This is a genomic window from Streptomyces hawaiiensis (genome assembly GCF_004803895.1).
Classification (GTDB): domain Bacteria; phylum Actinomycetota; class Actinomycetes; order Streptomycetales; family Streptomycetaceae; genus Streptomyces; species Streptomyces hawaiiensis.
The window spans coordinates 4,558,597-4,573,754 of the sequence record NZ_CP021978.1; the positions used below are offsets into that span (position 1 = coordinate 4,558,597).

Below are 15,158 nucleotides of genomic sequence, written 5' to 3' on the forward strand. Positions count from 1 at the left end.
CCACCGCCCTCGTGCGGTCGTTGACGTCGAGCTTGGCGAATCCCTTCAGCGTCACCTCGACCAGGATCCGCCGGCGCCCGGAGAGCGACGGCGCGGCCACGCCCGCGACCTCGGGCACTCGCCGCATCCGGTCGCTGAGCTCCTCGGCCGCTTCCCGGGCGGCGCCCCGGTCGAGAGCACCGCCCGAGCGGGAGGAGATCAGCACCTGTTCTGTGGTCCTGCGCTCCAGATGCGCCTCGGCCGCGAGGGCCTCGGCACGGCCGGCCTCCCCGACCCGGTAGTCCGCCGTCTTCGCACTGTTCATGCCGACGGCACCGCCGGCCCCCGGACACAGCGCCCCGAACACCAGCCAGCCGACGATCGCCCGCAGGGGTGCCGCGCACTCCAGCGCGCCACGCGCACAGACAATGAACTCATGTCCAAAAGCGTGGTTGCGCTGGGCAGTTGCCGGACAGGGGCACTCGGTTGAACCTGCCGTCCACCGGTCGGTGGACCCGGGCCCTGGGAAAACCCCCGCCCTTCGGGCTCAGCTCGGCTTCAGGACGACCGCCTGACCGCCCGCCGGGGCCATCGCCACGTCGAGGGTGTCATCGCGGGTGACGGTCCGGGTGCCGACGACCACGGGGGTCTGGTACGGGTTCGCGCCCGGGGTGCCGTCGGCGTAGACCGTCGCCGTGTACGTGCCGCCGCCGAGGAAGGACAGCGGCAGCGACAGGGTCCTGGACGTCTCGTTCGTCATGGCGCCCAGGTACCAGATGGAGCCGTTGCGCCGGGCTACCGCGACGTACTCGCCGATCGAGCCGGCCAGGGTGCGGCTCTCGTCCCACGTGACCGGGACGGCGTTGAACCAGGGCAGGCCGGGCCAGTTGGCCGGGTTGTTGTACTTGGACGGCTTGTCGTACCAGAAGAGGAAGTTGAGGGGCTGGTAGTACACCGCGGCCATCGCCATCTGGTGGGCGTTGGTCGTCTTGTCGCGGGACTGGCCGTAGCAGATCGTGTAGTCCATCGGGCCGCCGATGTTGCGGGCGAACGGCAGCGTCACGTTGTGCGTGGCGGTCGGGAACTGCTCGTTGCCGCGCACGCCCTCCAGGCTGATCCAGTTCGGGAAGGTCCGCTCGTACCCGAAGGGCCGGACGTCGTCGTGCATGTCGATCAGCAGCCGGTACTTCGCCGCCGTCCGCGCCCAGTCGATGATCTGGTTGGTCATCGTCTGCGTGCCGTCGTTGATGAACCCCAGCTTGATGCCCTGCACGCCCCAGCTCTTGTACAGGCCGAACAGGGAGTCGGCGTCGGTCAGCGCGAGCCGGTTGACGTAGAGGAAGACGCCGATGCCCTTGCTCGTGGCGTACGAGATGACGGACGGCATGTCGATGGCGGCGATCGGCCGCGTCGCGTCGGTGGTGGTGAACTCCGGGCCGTACCAGCCGGCGTCGTACTCGATGTACTGAAGGCCGCGTGCCACGGCGAAGTCGATGCCCTGGAGGCCGGCGGCGGTGGTGAGTTCGCAGCGGAAGACCTTGCCGGGCCTGATCCAGGAGGTGTCGGCCAGGGCGTTCGGCGGGGCCAGGTTGAGGACCAGCTCGGCGTTGTCGACGAGTTCGGCGTGGGTGGCTCCGATGACCACCGCCCGCCACGGGGTGACACAGGGCGTGGTGACGGTCGTGGTCGTCTCCACCGGGCCGGTGCCGCGGGCGGTGTGCTCCATGAGGAACGCGGAGAGGGTGTGGGGCTCGCCGGCGACCGAACCGAGCATGAGCCGGGGGTAGTCCACCCGCGAGGACTCGCAGACGCAGGCGATGAGCCCGCCCGAGAGGGTGGCGGTGAGGGGGAGGTCGGTGAGCGGTCCGTTGTCGGTGCCGGCCGTGCCGGTGACCGGTATGGAGCCCGGCGCGACCGGCTCGTAGGCGTTCTCGTCGCGGGCGCTGTAGACGGTGGTGCCGTCCGGGAAGACGAACGTCGTGAGCTCGTCGGCGACAGTGGCGGTGCCCTTGTCGAGGAGGAGGTAGCGCAGCGCGACGCCGGTCTTGTAGGCGCGGGCCTGGACCCCGAAGCGGATGCCCGAGGCCCGGTCCTCCAGGTCCCAGCGCTGTTCCCGGTAGTGGTCGGTAACGGTCGCGTTGCGGCCGTAGACCGGGGTCCAGGTGGTGCGGTGGGTGCCGTACCGCTCCCTGATCACCCTGACGTCACGGCCGAGGACGGTGCCGTCGCCGAGCCTGAGGCCCAGGGCCGAGGTGCCGATCACCGTCCGGGCGTCGCGGCGGGCGGACCAGCGGAGCGCGCCGTCCACCAGGGACAGGGTGATGGAGGTGCCGCCCATGCGGGCGGTGACGCTCTCCGGGCGGCCCGTCCGGTCGTCCGCGGCGCGGGCCGGGCCGGTCGTGGCGATCCCGGCCGCGGCCAGCCCGGCGGTGACGGCCGCGCTCTTGAGCACGACCCGGCGGGACGCGGGCGCCGGGTGGCCGGCCGTTCCGCCCGCGGCGGGCTCTTCCCGTTCTCCCCAAGCTCTCATGGTGAGGGACCTTCCCCAGTGATGGGTAGTAAGTGGTAGTAACCGTTTTCCGCGAGTGCAGTTCTACGTGTCCGCGCAAGGCAGGGTCAAGGGGTCGGAACCGCGGAAATCGCTCTGGGAGTACGCGAACACCCGGGTGCCGGGCCTGGTGCGGCCCGGCACCCGGGGTGCCGTGGTGCGGTCGGTCAGCGCAGCGAGCCGAGGCGGTCCAGGCGGTCGTTCACACCGTTGCGGAGCTCGCCGAGGGTCGTGCCCGGCGGGGCCACCTTCGGCCTGGCGGACGGCGGCTGGGTCTCGTCCGCGCAGGTCGTGCCACGCGCCGGGACCTTCAGGTCCACCAGGTAGCCGGTGACGGCGTCCGTCGCGCAGGCGCTGCGCCCGAAGGCGGTGTGACCCTCGGCCTCGAAGGTGAGCAGCCGGCCGTTGTCGAGCTGCCGGGACACTTTCACAGCAGCAACGAGGCGCACTGAGCCCTGTCGGTTGTCCGGGAGGGCTGGCCCGTTTCAGTCGATGCGGTCGCACAGGGCGTCCGTCGCCCCGTGCAGGAGCCGTACGGACTTGTATCCGGCGGGGCTGATCTCCATCGTGTAGACGCCGTCGACGAGGTACAGGCCGCGCGGCAGACTGCCCTGGTCCTGGCCGACCCCGACGAGCACCGGCCCGTGCACGGCCCAGTGCTGGGAGCCGTCGGGCCGGTACTCGACGACCGCCGAGCCGCTCGCGTCGGCGTCGTAGGAGGCGCCGGTCTCGGTGTTGGTGACGCGCACGACCAGGTCGCCCTTGTAGGCGACCCGCCGCACGGAGCCGTCGGGGTGGGTGCTCAGCACGCGTCGTACCACCTCGTCGACGACGGGCTCGCCATGGACGGGGAAGTCGCACCGCACGCCGGCGCCGACGTCCCACGGCGCGGACGGCGCCGGTTCCCAGCCCTTCGCCGTCTCCGTCTCCGTTGCCGTCTCCGCGGACGCGGGCTGCGTCCCGAGGAGCACGGCGGCAAGTGTCAGCGTCGCGAGGGTGGTTCGGCGCATGGTTCTCCCCGGGCCGAGGTGTGAAGGAAGCGGCGTGCGCCAGTCTCTCCCCGGCCTCTGACCAAAGACTGACCATGGACGTCCCGTTAGGCTGCTCGACAGCCATGGAGTTCCAACTGCTCGGTCCGTTCGCCGCCCGCCACGAGGGACGGCGGGTGCTGGTGGGCAGCCGCCGCCAGGAGCGGTGCCTGCTGGCGGTCCTGCTGCTGCACGCGGGCCGCGCCGTGCCGACGGACCGCCTCATCGACCTGCTGTGGGACGACGAACCGCCCGCCTCCGCCCGCGCCACCGTCCACACCTACGTCGGCCGCCTGCGCGCCGCGCTCAGACCGCACGGGGTGTCCGTCGAGACCCGGCACGACGGTTACGCCGTGGAGCAGGGCCCTCATGGGATCGACGTCGAGGAGTTCGTCGGGCTCGTCGGGCAGGCGGCCGATGCCGGTGACCCGGCGGAGCGGATCCGCCTGTACGACCAGGCCCTCGGGCTGTGGCACGGCTCGCTGCTCGCCGACGTCGCCGACGACCGGTTGCGCTCACGCCTCGGCGGCAGGCTGGGCGAACTGCGCCTGTCCGCCGTGGAGCTGCGAGCGCAGGCCCAGCTCGCCCTGGGTCTGCACGACGGTGTCGTGGCGGACCTGACGCCTTGGCTGGTGGAGCACCCGAGCCGGGAACGGCTGGTCGGCGCCCAGATGACCGCCCTGTACCGGGCGGACCGCCAGGCCGATGCGCTCCGGTTGTACGGCCGCACCCGCGACCTGCTGGCGGAGGAACTCGGCACCGAGCCCGGGCGCGAGCTGCGCACGCTCCACGAACGCATCCTGCTCGGCGATCCCCGGCTGGACCGGCCGCCCGGGCCCGTCTACGCGGTCCGGGTCGGCGACCAGTGGCTGCCGTGGAGTACGAGCGGACACCCCGCGCTGGAGTTCTGCAACACCTACGCCGGGTGGGGCGGGGAGCGGCTGCCCGGGTCGGACTGGCTGCGCGGTTACGCCACGCTCGCCGTCTGGGCCGGTCACCTCGACCTGGTCGAGGAGCGGCAGGTCACCCGGCTGCGCGAACAGGCCCTGCGGCAGCCGGCCGAGGCCGCCGCCGTCCTCGACGAGGCCCGGCGGCTGCGTACGGACCTGTACTCCTGTCTGACCGATCCGCAGGACGGACGGGCGTTCAAGGCGGTGGCCGCGGCGGTGGAGGACGCCGCACGGCTGTCGGTGTTCACGCGTGGCGAGGACGGTCTCGGACGCTGGCAGCCGTCGCCCTCCGCCGGTCTGCGCGTGCCCGTCTGCGCGGTGGCCCGCAGCGCGGGCGAACTGCTCGCCGATCCACGGCGTTTCACGGTCCGCGGCTGTCCCAGCCGGGACTGCGGCTGGCTGTTCCTCGACGACAGCGGGCGGCGGCGGTGGTGCAGTCTGGCGACGTGTGGTGCGAAGCGGGCGGCCGGGGGCCGGTGAGCGGCTCGTTCCGGCACCGGCGTCCGCACCAGGCTCGGCACGTCTTACGGGGTGCGGGCCGGCTCATGAGCTGCGGGCCGGCCGGAACCGGTCCGTCGCCGCCAGCACCGCCTCCGTCGTGGCATCCCCCGACAGCCCGTGTCCCTCGTCGCCGATCAGCACGAGTTCCGCGTCCGGCCACACCCGGGCCAGCAGCCACGCGATGTCAGGAGGTCCGCTGATGTCCATCCGGCCGTGGATCATCACGCCCGGGACGCCGGCCAGCTTCCCGGCGTCGCGCAGCAGTGCCCCGTCCTCCAGGAAGGCGGCGTGCCGCCAGTAGTGGGTGACGAGGCGGGCGAAGCGCATCCGGAAACGCGGGTCCTCGTAGCGGGGGTCGGGCTTGTGCCCCGGGTGGGTGGAGACGTGCACGTCCTCCCACCGGCACCACTCCCGCGCGGCCCGCTCCCGTACGGCCGGATCGGGGTCGGCGAGCATCCGGGCGTAGGCGTCCACGAGACTCCCGTCGCGCTCCGCCTGCGGCACGGTGTCCCGGAACCGGGTCCACTCCTCGGGGAAGATCCGCCCCATGTCCCGGGTGACCCACTCCACTTCGCGGCGAGTGGTGCTGGTGACGCTGAAGAGGACCAGCTCGGACACGGACGCGGGGTGCTGCTCGGCGTAGGCCAGGGCGAGGGTCACGCCCCATGAGCCGCCGAGGACCAGCCACTCCTCGATGCCGAGGTGCTGCCGCACCTGCTCGATGTCGGCGATCAGGTGGGGTGTGGTGTTGGCGGCGAGGGAGGTCTCCGGGTCGGCGGCGTCGGGTGTGCTCCGCCCGCACCCGCGCTGGTCGAGGAGCACGACGCGGTACGCCGCCGGGTCGAACAGCCGCCGCCAGAACGGCCCCGCGCCCGACCCCGGCCCGCCGTGCAGCACGACGGCGGGCTTACCCGCGGGATTCCCGCAGGTCTCCCAGTACACGCGGTTGCCGTCACCGACGTCGAGCATGCCGTGGGCGTACGGCTCGATGCCGGCGGGATACAGCTCGGCCATGCGAGGGGTCCTCTCTCTCCGGTCAACGGCCTTTCATGGCCAAGGACCGCTCCCTGTATGCGACGTGGGGGCGGCACGCGCGACTACAGGATCTCGGTCCAGCCCTCGGGCGTCACCCTGTAGTGGTCCCCGTCGTCGGCGTCCATCCGTGAGCTGGCGTGCACATGGACGTGGTCCCGCTCGAGGTGGTACCGGAAGCCGCCCATCATGCCGACCACCGTGAAGACGACCTTCACGGCGAGCCCCTCCGTGAGGGGAGCCAGCGGCGGCAGGAGGTGTTCGATCTCCTCGAAGCACCGGCCGGTCCTCTCCCGCATCAGGGTGTGGACGCGCTGCTCCAGGGCGTCCGGCGGGGCGGGCAGGGGCCGTACCGTGACCGGTTCCAGGAGGTCGAGCAGGTGCGTGTGCCCCTGCTCCCGGGCGATGTCGACGGGGCGGCGACCGTCCCGGGCGCGCTGGGTGCGCCAGGCGCCGTGCGCGATCAGCCGGGACACGACGGCGAAGTCCGCGCCGTGCCAGGCCGCCTGATGCAGCGGGGAGAAGCCGCTGCGGTTCCCGGGCCGGGGGAGGTTGACCCACCCCGGCTTCTCGCCCAGCACCTCGAAGAGAGGATTCCAGTCGGCGTCCCGGGCCAGGTCCGAGAACTGGTCCCGCTGGTCCCGGTACCAGTCGTTGAAGCGTTCGCGGTCGGTGAGGCCGTCCCATTCCAGCAGCGTGATCACCCGGTCACGCTAACCGACCCGGTCCGGGGCGCACGGGCGGGGAGGCCGTCTCCAGGGCCCGCCGGAGTACCCACCTTTTTGTGGGGACTTGGCAGTGCGCCGGCGCCGGGCGAACCTGGTGGTGGGCGGCCGGTGAGGCGCAGGACCGGGAAGGGACGGAGGTGGCACCCGCGTCAGGAGGCCGGCCGGGCGGCCTCGGACAGCCTCTCCAGGTGACGGTGGCCCCAGTCGGACAACGGCGCCAGTGCCTCGGCGAGTTCACGGCCGAACGCGGTCAGGGAGTAGACCGTCTTCGGCGGCAGCACGTCGTACACCTCCCGGTGCACCAGCCCGTCCGCGGCCATCTCCCGCAAAGCCTCGGTCAGCACCTTCTCGGAGAGGCCCGGCAGCCGCCGCCGCAGCTCCGCCGGGCGGTGCGGGCCCGACTCCAGCAGCCAGAGCAGGGCCGTCTTCCACTTGCCGTCGACCACGGCGATCGCGGCAGTCACTCCGCAGACGTCCGGATCCTGGCGCCGACGCGTCATGTCCGCCCCTTTCATTATCAATCACCTTGTACATCAGAGGAGTTCACTGTGTCTTCGTACAGCGCTTCCCCGGCCCCGGCGCATTCCGGCCGGCCGTCCGCCGATCTCCCTGCCGTCACGGTCACCGTCCTCGGTCTCGGGCCGATGGGGCGCGCCCTGGCCGGTGCGTTCGTCGACGCGGGCCTGCGCACCACCGTCTGGAACCGCACCCCGGGCCGGGACCGGGAGCTCCTCGACCGCGGTGCGGCGGGCGCGGCATCGGCGGCCGAAGCGGTGGCGGCGAGCGAGGTGACGGTCGTCTGCGTGGTGAACTACGACGCCGCCGACGCCGTGCTGCGCGGGGACGAGGTCACGACCGCCCTCAAGGGCCGTACGGTCGTGAACCTGACCGCCGACACCCCGGCCCGGGCCCGCGACACCGCCGACTGGGCCACCGCGCACGACGTCCGCTACCTGGACGGCGCGATCATGACCCCGACGACCACCATCGGCACCCCCGGCGCGGTCTTCCTGTACAGCGGACCCGAGGACCTTTACGACGAACTCACGTCTGTGCGTGAGGCGTTGGGCGGAACCCACACCCACCTCGGCGAGGACGCGGGCCGGGCCGCGGCCTACGACATCGCCCTGCTCGACATCTTCTGGACGGCGATGGCGGGCTACGCGCACGCCCTCGCGGTGGCCCGGGCCGAGGGCGTCACCGCGACCGAACTGGCGCCCTTCGCCCAGGGCATCGGCGCGATCCTCCCGCCGGTGTTCGCGGAGACCGCCGCGGACGCCGACGCCGGCACCTACTCGGGCGAGGGCAACCCACTCACCTCGGCCGTGTCGTCCATGTCCCACATCGTCCACCTCTCCGAGTCGCACGGCATCGACGCCGGGGTCATGCGCGCGGCCGAGGGCATGGCCCGCCGCGCCGTCGGACTGGGTCACGGGCAGGACGGCTTCATCCGCGTCGCGGAGGTCATCGGACGGCGGTGACCGCTACGCGGGGCTGCCCGGTCCGCCGAACGCCCGCCCGCAGTGCGCGAGCAGTTCGCGCACCGCAGGACTCTGCCCGGTCCGCGAGACCAGGGCGAGCAGCGCCGGCGTGTCGACGTCGTCGATGGCGCGGACGACGACCCGGTCGCCCAGGCCCGCGGCCATCGACTCGCTGAGGACGGCGACACCGAGCCCGCGGGCCGCCAGTGCCGCGACGGCGTCCGCGGCACTGGCCTGCAGCGCGATCCTGGGCCGCAGATCCCGCGCGGCGCAGGCACCGTCGAAGACGGTACGCAGGCCGGTGCCCGGGGGCATGCACACGACCGGGTGGGCGGCGACGTGCCGCAGCGCGACCCGCCGCCGTGACGCGAGGGGGTGGTCCTCCGGAACCACGACGACGAGCCGCTCACTGATGATCGTCAGTGACTGAAGTCCCTCGGGGGCGGCGGCCGTCCCGACGAGGGCCACGTCGACCGTGCCGAGGCGCACCGCCTCGACGAGCCGGTCGGAGTTGTCCTCCAGCAGGGAGATCTCCACCCCCGGATGGGCCCGGTGGAACGCGGCGAGGGCGTCGAACAGGGGCGTGAGGGTGCAGCCGATGACCATCCCGATCACGAGCCTGCCCCGGATCAGGCCGGTCACCTCGCCCACCGCCTGCCCGACCGCCCCGGCCGCGGCGAGCGTCGCACGGGCGTGGTCGAGCGCCGCCCTTCCCGCGGGGGTGAGGGTCGCGGTGCGCGCCGACCGGTCGAAGAGCTCGGCCCCGAGCTCCCGCTCCAACTGGCGGATCTGGGCGCTGACTCCGGACTGGCTGATGTGCACCCGCTCGGCGGCCCGGGTGAAGTTCCGCTCCTCGGCGACCGCGACGAAGTACTCCAGCTGCCTCAGTTCCATGACTGGTGGTTCTAGCTTCCATCAGATCCATCTGTTGGACTTCTGGTAGCCGCCCGACGAGGCTGGGAGGCACCGAGGAACCCAGAGGTCAGGAGAGCCCCGTGCCGGAGTACGAGAAGGCCATGCGCCCCGAGGACATCACCCGCCTGTTCGTCGAACGCTCCAACGCCGGTGACGCGGCCGGAGTCGCCGCGCTCTACGCCGAGGACGCGGTCCTGGCCTACCCGCCCGGCGAACGCACGGTGGGCCGCGAGGCGATCCGCACCCTCTGGGAAAAGGTCCTGGCCGGCCGCCCCCACTTCGAGCCGGAACCCCCTCTGCCGACCCTGGTCCACGGCGACATCGCCCTCACCTCCACCCCGCCGAAGGACGGCACGGGGGCCCGGGCACAGGTGGTCCGCAGGCAGGCGGACGGGAGCTGGCTGCGGGTGCTGGACCAGCCGGAGTTCGCCCCGCCGGCCCGCTGAGAGGGACGACAGAAGGCCAAGACGGCGCCCCCGCCGGCCATCGACATCCGATGGCCGGCGGGGGCGCCGGGGAGAAACCGAGCGAGGCGCGAAAGCGCTAGTCGCCCGCCACCTCCGTGACCTTCCAGCGCTGGTTGGCCCCGGAGTTCGGCTGCCAGACGCCCACGGAGGCGCCGTCGTTCGTGGACTGGCCTCCGACGTCCGGGAGCTGGCCGGTCGCCGCGTTCACGAGCGTCCACGTGCCGTCGCCGGTCGTGGACGCGATCCACTGCGCGGCGGCGTCGCGGCGGCCCTCGTCGGGTTCGGCGACCAGGGCGCCGTCGCGGATGGCCAGGCGCTTGTCCGCGCCGGTCTCGGTGAGGACGTAGCGCTTGCGGTTGTCCTCGCCGCGGATCTGCTCCACCCGCCACTGCTGACCGGCCGGGTCGGTGGCGTTCGGGGTCTTGATGACCAGGCCCGTGCCGTTGCCGGCGATGGTGAGGTCCTTGCCGCTCTGGACGCCGGTCAGGCGGTAGGTGTGACCCTTGCGCAGTTCGGCCGCGGTCTTGGCGACCCCCGAGACGCCCTTGACGAGGAAGGACGTCACCGACTGGGCGGGCACCGTGAGCGTGGCCTGCTTGCCGGTCACGCGGACGGGCTTCTGCTTCTCCAGCTTGCCGTCGGCGCTGGTCACCACCGGGGTGACCGTGGCGCGGGAGGAGACCCGGCCGAACTTCGACAGGTCGAGCGTGACCTCGCGCGCCTCGGTGGCGCTGTTGACGTGGACGACCGTCGCCGCGTCGCCCTTGCGGGAGAGTGCCGCCGTGCTGGACGTGTCGTTCGTCTTGATCAGGCGGTCGCCGGGCTTGATGAAGTGCGTGAAGTTACGGGCCGTGTCGAACTTGGTGTTGGTGTAGATCGGGCAGGACTTCAGGGTGTCCTTCGAGGTGCAGCTGAACGGGAGCTGGATCTCGCCCCAGTTGCCGCCCTTGGCGGACTCGCCGCCCGGCTTCATGTTGTCGTAGTCCTCGACGGGCTGCCAGAACACCCAGGCCTTGGGCTCCAGTTCACGCAGGTCGTCGACCATGCGCTGGGCCAGGCCCAGGCCGGGCCGCATGTCCGTGAAGCTCTGGCCGTCGCCCCAGTCGCCCTCGACCTCGCTCATCCACAGCGGCTTGTCGGCGGCCTTGGCCAGGTCGCGGACGGTGGTGCGCTGGCCGGTGCCGTAGGTGTGGACGTTCATCTGGTCGACGAGGTCGCGGACCTCCTGGGGGTAGGAGTTCCAGTTCGTCGCGAAGGTGCCGGGGTTCGTCTCGTCCATCGCGGATATCTCCGCGTCCGACCGGGACTTCTTCAGGACCGGGGCCAGCGCGCGGAGCACCTTCTGCTGGAGCTCGGGTCCGATGTGGGCGCCCTCCTGGCGGCCGCCGACCGGCTCGCCGTCCGGGCCGAGCTTGGTGCCCCAGTAATCGGTGTTCGGCTCGTTGAACGGGTCCAGCGTGTCGACCTTGATGCCGTGCGCCTTCTCCAGCCGCTCGGTCGCGCCCACCAGGTACTTGGCGAAGTCGTCGACGGAGTCGGTCTTCAGCTGGTCCTTGCCCGCGTCGAAGTTGCCGGAGACGTAGCCGCTCTCGGTCATGAACCAGGGCGGGGAGTTGCTGAAGGTCTCCCAGTGGGTGATGTCCTTCTTGATGCGGTCGACCCACCAGCGCTGCGTCTTGTCCGCGTTCTTGTTCCAGTCGGCCGGGTCGTCCGCGTCCCACCAGTCGACGTCCTCGCGGGTGGTGCCCGCCGGGGCCTTCCACCAGCCCTCGACCGCGCCGCCGGCCCGCAGGTAGTCCTTGACGTCGGGGGCGTTGCCGCCGCCGATGTTGTAGCGGGCGATGTTCAGGGCGAGGCCCTCGTCGCCGAAGAGGAGCTTGTAGAGCTTCTCACGGACCGCGGGCGGGTAGTCGCCGGTGGCGTTCGCGAACCAGACCAGGCTGGTGCCCCAGCCCTCGAACTTCTCCCCCGAGTAGGAGGGGTCGGGCTGGACGGTGACCCCGGCCGCCGCGGCCACGGCGGCCGTCGTCTCGGCGTGCGCGGCGGGCAGGGCGGCGGTGGCCAGGACGGTTCCGGTCGCCAAGGTGACGCCGATGGCCCCGAGGAGCCTTCTCTTGCGGGTGCGGTGTGCCATCTCGAGTACTCCAGCTCTTCTGCGTGCCGCGCGTCCCGGCGGACGCAGAGATCGGGGCCTACGTGGTGCGACTGGTGCGGATCTGACGCCTTCTCGTACGATTTCGACTAGGCAATGTTTACGTAAACATCCACTGGCGGGATGTCTACACTGTCCGAATCTCAGGGGTCAAGGAGTCGTTCCGGACCAAAACCCGCGCCGGCCGCGCGGTGAGGGAAACGAGGGCAGGTGGGCACAGTGGACGGCGAGAGCGCGTCGGGGGGCACGAGCCGTACGAGAAGGCGTGCGGCCCGGCCCCGCCAGGGCGCGTCCATGGCGGACGTCGCGCAGCTCGCCGGGGTCTCGTCCCAGACGGTCTCCCGGGTCTCGAACGGCTTCCCGGGCGTCACCGAGGACACCCGCGCGCAGGTCCTGGCCGCCATGCGGGAGCTGGGCTACCGCCCCAACAGTGCCGCCCGGGCGCTGCGCCGGGGCGAGTTCCGCACCCTCGGCGTGATCACCTTCTCCCTCTCCACCATGGGTAACATCCGCACCCTGGAGGCCATCGCCACCTCCGCCGCCGAGCACGGTTACGCCGTGACCCTGCTGCCGGTGGCCGTCCCGACCCAGGACGAGGTGAACGGCGCCTTCTCCCGGCTGGGTGAGCTCGCCGTGGACGCCGTCATCGTCATCATGGAGATCCACCTGCTCGACGCGGCGACGGTCTCCCTCCCGCCCGGCGTGCAGGTCGTGGTGGCCGATTCCGACGCCGGCGACCGCTACACCGTCGTCGACACCGACCAGACGGGCGGCGCCCGGGACGCCGTACGGCACCTCCTGGACCTCGGGCACGACACGGTGTGGCACCTGGCCGGCCCGGAGGGCTCCTTCGCCGCCCAGCGCCGCGCCAACGCCTGGCGCACCACACTCACCGAGGCGGGCCGCACCCCGCCGCCCCCGGTCCGCGGCGACTGGTCGGCCGAATCCGGCTACCGGGCGGGCCTCCGGCTGGCCGACGACCCGGACTGCACGGCGGTGTTCGCGGCCAACGACCAGATGGCCCTGGGCCTGCTCCGCGCCCTGCACGAACGCGGCCGTCGCGTCCCCGGCGACGTCAGCGTCGTCGGCTTCGACGACATCCCCGAGTCCGCGTCCTTCCTCCCGCCCCTCACCACGATCCACCAGGATTTCGCCGAGGTGGGGCGGCTGTGCGTGGAGGGGGTGCTCAGCAAGATGCGGGAGGACGGGACCGAGCACGGGACGACACTGGTGCCCACGCGGTTGGTGCGGCGGGCCAGTACGGCCGCGCCGGGGCGGGGGCGATGACGCGGCGGGCGGGCGCCTCGGCGGCCGCGGCCGAGGGCGCCGCCCCGGCAGGTGAGCGTTGCGGGTCGCTTCACGCCGTACCGGCGCAGGGACGGGAACGGCGGGGCACATCAGGTCCGGTGGCGGGTTCCGACGGGTAGCTGATGTGGACGACCCTGACGAGGGCGCCGGGGACGAAGACGAACGTCGCGGACGAAGCGGTGCGGGGGATTTCTCCCGGGCCGGCCCATGTCATGGGGCCCTGGAGCACCAGATCCCTGCGTGCCGGGTCGGTGTCCGCAGACACGTAACGTACGTAGCCCTTGACCAGTGGGCCGTCGGACAGTTCGACCGCGAGGGACGGAAATGCCCACCCCGGCCCCCGAGTCGAGTGGCCGTGACCGCCTTCGGGGATGCCGAAGAAGGCGCCCGTCGGCGCCGACGACAGCTCGTCGGCATCCGTTCCGTCCACGGTCCTGAGAGGCGATCCCCGTCACCGCCCCGCACCACCGCCTCGGCGCCCGCCGCTCCCCAGGCCCTCGACCATCCGCAACGCCCGCGTCACCGTCTCCGCGAACGACGGCCCCGCCGACCGGTCGGAGCGCAGCGCCCAGTCCTCCACCCCGATGCGCAACGCCGTGTTCAGCACGCCCGCCTCCACCCGGACCGCGAGGTCGCCGGCGGGCCTGCCCGTGCGGGCGGCGATCATCGCGGCGAACGCGGCCTCCGCGTCGTAGTGCGCCTCCAGCCACACCGCTCGCAGCCCCGGCTCGTCCCGGCACAGCCGCAGCAGGTCCCCGAGGGCCCGCAGGCGGGGGGTGGCGTCGTCGTCCTGCTGGAGGCTCAGGATCGCCTCGGCGAGGGAGCGGTGGTCGCCGGAGGAGTCCCGCAGCCGGTCCGTCAGCAGATCGAGGCCCGTGGTGAGCAGGGGGCGTACGCATTCCTCCTTGGAGCGGAAGTACCGCCACAGCGTGCGCGTCGACACCCCGGACGCGGAGGCGATGTCCTCCGCGGTGACCGCCGCCACGCCCTTGGCGGCGAAGAGCCGGACCGCCTCCTCGGCGATCTCCCTGCGCGTCTCGGCACGCCGCCGCTCCGTCAGCGGCGGCCGCCCCGTGGCACCACCCGCTCGTCCGGCCATGCGCCCTCCTCGACTTGCCGTGCTCACTCTATTTTATGTCCTGCCATGTCCTGAAGGCGTACAGCGACTGTTTGGCGCAGCACGTCTTTATGTCGCACTGAGACAAAAACCAGTACTGTGCCTGACGCCCCGCCAGAGCGACGAACAGAGGAGCGCCATGGGTGCCACGGGTCTGTCAGGCAAGAGCGTCATCGTCACGGGAGCCGCCTCCGGCATCGGCCGCGCGACAGCCCTGCGGTTCGCCGGGGAGGGCGCGAGGGTCGTGGCCGCCGACCTGAACGCGGAGGGCGTCAAGAGTGTGGTGAGGGCCATCGAGTCCGCCGGGGGGACGGCCCTCGCCGTCACCGGCGACCTGAGCGAGGCCGCCGTGGCCGACGCGGTCGTGGCCGCCGCCGTCGGCACCTTCGGCGGCATCGACGTCCTGGTCAACAACGCGGGCGTCATGGACACCATGTCCGCCGCCGCGGACGTCACCGACGCCGAGTGGGAACGGGTCCTGCGCATCAACCTCACGGCTCCGTTCCTGCTGACCCGGGCCGTCCTGCCGCACATGATCGCGGCGGGCGGCGGCGCCATCGTCAACACCGCCTCCGAGGCGTCGCTGCGCGGCAGTGCGGCGGGCACGGCGTACACGGTCTCCAAGCACGGCGTCCTCGGGCTGACCCGCTCCCTCGCGGTGATGTACCGCGACCAGGGCATCCGCGCCAACGCCATAGCCCCGGGCGGCACCGCCACCGACATCACCGCCGACGTCCGCATCGACCCCGAGGCCCACGGACCGGCCGTCATCGGCCGGCACTTCGTCAACATGGGCCGCATCTGCGCACCGGAGGAGCAGGCCGCCGCCATCGTCTACCTCGCCTCCGACGCGGCGAGCGGGATCAACGGCGTCGTCCTGCCGGTGGACAACGCCTGGGCGGCCGTCTGACCGCCGAACTCCCCCACCCGCGGCATGAGAGGAAGAGGACCC

The 15,158-nt window shown here is 72.3% G+C and carries 14 protein-coding genes and 1 pseudogene; 5 read left to right on the forward strand and 10 right to left on the reverse strand.

What is annotated here, in order from left to right:
* Positions 1 to 526: 526 nt before the first annotated feature.
* From CEB94_RS21000 to CEB94_RS21010, 3 genes and pseudogenes are all read right to left on the reverse strand, one after another.
* Positions 527 to 2,509: a glycoside hydrolase family 97 protein gene (locus tag CEB94_RS21000; RefSeq protein WP_175433692.1), complete on the reverse strand. Its 1,983-nt coding sequence runs from the start codon at positions 2,507 to 2,509 to the stop codon at positions 527 to 529.
* A gap of 185 nt (positions 2,510 to 2,694) precedes the next feature.
* Positions 2,695 to 2,961 (reverse strand): annotated as a pseudogene (locus tag CEB94_RS21005) (alpha/beta hydrolase); the annotation flags it as partial.
* A 51-nt stretch (positions 2,962 to 3,012) separates the two neighbouring features.
* Positions 3,013 to 3,537, reverse strand: a complete 525-nt coding sequence (locus tag CEB94_RS21010) for a hypothetical protein (protein WP_175433693.1) — start codon at positions 3,535 to 3,537, stop codon at positions 3,013 to 3,015.
* A 74-nt stretch (positions 3,538 to 3,611) separates the two neighbouring features.
* Here CEB94_RS21010 and CEB94_RS21015 point away from each other — a divergent pair, with 74 nt between their 5' ends.
* Positions 3,612 to 4,985, forward strand: coding sequence for a BTAD domain-containing putative transcriptional regulator (locus CEB94_RS21015; RefSeq protein ID WP_455568355.1), 1,374 nt, complete (start codon positions 3,612 to 3,614; stop codon positions 4,983 to 4,985).
* Positions 4,986 to 5,048: 63 nt separating this feature from the next.
* Here the strand turns inward: CEB94_RS21015 and pip are convergent, their stop codons facing one another.
* The 3 genes from pip to CEB94_RS21030 form a co-directional block, all read right to left on the reverse strand.
* Positions 5,049 to 6,020, reverse strand: a complete 972-nt coding sequence (pip, locus tag CEB94_RS21020) for a prolyl aminopeptidase (RefSeq protein ID WP_175433694.1) — start codon at positions 6,018 to 6,020, stop codon at positions 5,049 to 5,051.
* Between the two features lie 83 nt (positions 6,021 to 6,103).
* Positions 6,104 to 6,742: an ankyrin repeat domain-containing protein gene (locus CEB94_RS21025; RefSeq protein WP_246111864.1), complete on the reverse strand. Its 639-nt coding sequence runs from the start codon at positions 6,740 to 6,742 to the stop codon at positions 6,104 to 6,106.
* Between the two features lie 173 nt (positions 6,743 to 6,915).
* Positions 6,916 to 7,266, reverse strand: a complete 351-nt coding sequence (locus CEB94_RS21030) for a winged helix-turn-helix transcriptional regulator (protein ID WP_175433695.1) — start codon at positions 7,264 to 7,266, stop codon at positions 6,916 to 6,918.
* A gap of 48 nt (positions 7,267 to 7,314) precedes the next feature.
* Between CEB94_RS21030 and CEB94_RS21035 the strand changes: the two genes are divergently transcribed.
* A complete protein-coding gene (locus CEB94_RS21035) occupies positions 7,315 to 8,247 on the forward strand; it encodes an NAD(P)-dependent oxidoreductase (RefSeq protein ID WP_281292513.1) in 933 nt (310 codons plus the stop codon).
* Positions 8,248 to 8,250: 3 nt separating this feature from the next.
* Here the strand turns inward: CEB94_RS21035 and CEB94_RS21040 are convergent, their stop codons facing one another.
* Positions 8,251 to 9,141: a LysR family transcriptional regulator gene (locus CEB94_RS21040; protein ID WP_175433696.1), complete on the reverse strand. Its 891-nt coding sequence runs from the start codon at positions 9,139 to 9,141 to the stop codon at positions 8,251 to 8,253.
* Between the two features lie 101 nt (positions 9,142 to 9,242).
* On the opposite strand from CEB94_RS21040, the gene CEB94_RS21045 reads away from it, so the two are divergent.
* Positions 9,243 to 9,608, forward strand: coding sequence for a YybH family protein (locus CEB94_RS21045; RefSeq protein ID WP_175433697.1), 366 nt, complete (start codon positions 9,243 to 9,245; stop codon positions 9,606 to 9,608).
* A 97-nt stretch (positions 9,609 to 9,705) separates the two neighbouring features.
* Here CEB94_RS21045 and CEB94_RS21050 read toward each other — a convergent pair whose 3' ends face one another.
* Positions 9,706 to 11,763, reverse strand: coding sequence for an RICIN domain-containing protein (locus CEB94_RS21050; protein WP_175433698.1), 2,058 nt, complete (start codon positions 11,761 to 11,763; stop codon positions 9,706 to 9,708).
* A 312-nt stretch (positions 11,764 to 12,075) separates the two neighbouring features.
* On the opposite strand from CEB94_RS21050, the gene CEB94_RS21055 reads away from it, so the two are divergent.
* Positions 12,076 to 13,068, forward strand: a complete 993-nt coding sequence (locus CEB94_RS21055) for a LacI family DNA-binding transcriptional regulator (RefSeq protein ID WP_175433699.1) — start codon at positions 12,076 to 12,078, stop codon at positions 13,066 to 13,068.
* A gap of 70 nt (positions 13,069 to 13,138) precedes the next feature.
* Here the strand turns inward: CEB94_RS21055 and CEB94_RS21060 are convergent, their stop codons facing one another.
* Entirely contained in the window at positions 13,139 to 13,519 is a 381-nt protein-coding gene (locus tag CEB94_RS21060) for a DUF6338 family protein (protein ID WP_175433700.1), read from the reverse strand.
* 21 nt (positions 13,520 to 13,540) lie between these two features.
* Positions 13,541 to 14,188, reverse strand: coding sequence for a TetR/AcrR family transcriptional regulator (locus CEB94_RS21065; RefSeq protein ID WP_175433701.1), 648 nt, complete (start codon positions 14,186 to 14,188; stop codon positions 13,541 to 13,543).
* A 157-nt stretch (positions 14,189 to 14,345) separates the two neighbouring features.
* Here CEB94_RS21065 and CEB94_RS21070 point away from each other — a divergent pair, with 157 nt between their 5' ends.
* The gene (locus CEB94_RS21070) at positions 14,346 to 15,116 is read left to right on the forward strand and encodes an SDR family NAD(P)-dependent oxidoreductase (RefSeq protein ID WP_175433702.1); all 771 of its coding nucleotides are present in this window, start codon (positions 14,346 to 14,348) and stop codon (positions 15,114 to 15,116) included.
* Positions 15,117 to 15,158 lie beyond the last annotated feature (42 nt).

Excerpts from the sequence above, each read along its gene's own strand:
- CEB94_RS21010 (WP_175433693.1), bottom strand. The coding sequence starts at position 3,537 with ATGCGCCGAACCACCCTCGCGACGCTGACACTTGCCGCCGTGCTCCTC.
- CEB94_RS21040 (WP_175433696.1), bottom strand. The coding sequence starts at position 9,141 with ATGGAACTGAGGCAGCTGGAGTACTTCGTCGCGGTCGCCGAGGAGCGG.
- CEB94_RS21065 (WP_175433701.1), bottom strand. The coding sequence starts at position 14,188 with ATGGCCGGACGAGCGGGTGGTGCCACGGGGCGGCCGCCGCTGACGGAG.
- pip (WP_175433694.1), bottom strand. The coding sequence starts at position 6,020 with ATGGCCGAGCTGTATCCCGCCGGCATCGAGCCGTACGCCCACGGCATG.
- CEB94_RS21070 (WP_175433702.1), top strand. The coding sequence starts at position 14,346 with ATGGGTGCCACGGGTCTGTCAGGCAAGAGCGTCATCGTCACGGGAGCC.
- CEB94_RS21050 (WP_175433698.1), bottom strand. The coding sequence starts at position 11,763 with ATGGCACACCGCACCCGCAAGAGAAGGCTCCTCGGGGCCATCGGCGTC.
- CEB94_RS21000 (WP_175433692.1), bottom strand. The coding sequence starts at position 2,509 with ATGAGAGCTTGGGGAGAACGGGAAGAGCCCGCCGCGGGCGGAACGGCC.
- CEB94_RS21055 (WP_175433699.1), top strand. The coding sequence starts at position 12,076 with ATGGCGGACGTCGCGCAGCTCGCCGGGGTCTCGTCCCAGACGGTCTCC.
- CEB94_RS21030 (WP_175433695.1), bottom strand. The coding sequence starts at position 7,266 with ATGACGCGTCGGCGCCAGGATCCGGACGTCTGCGGAGTGACTGCCGCG.
- CEB94_RS21015 (WP_455568355.1), top strand. The coding sequence starts at position 3,612 with ATGGACGTCCCGTTAGGCTGCTCGACAGCCATGGAGTTCCAACTGCTC.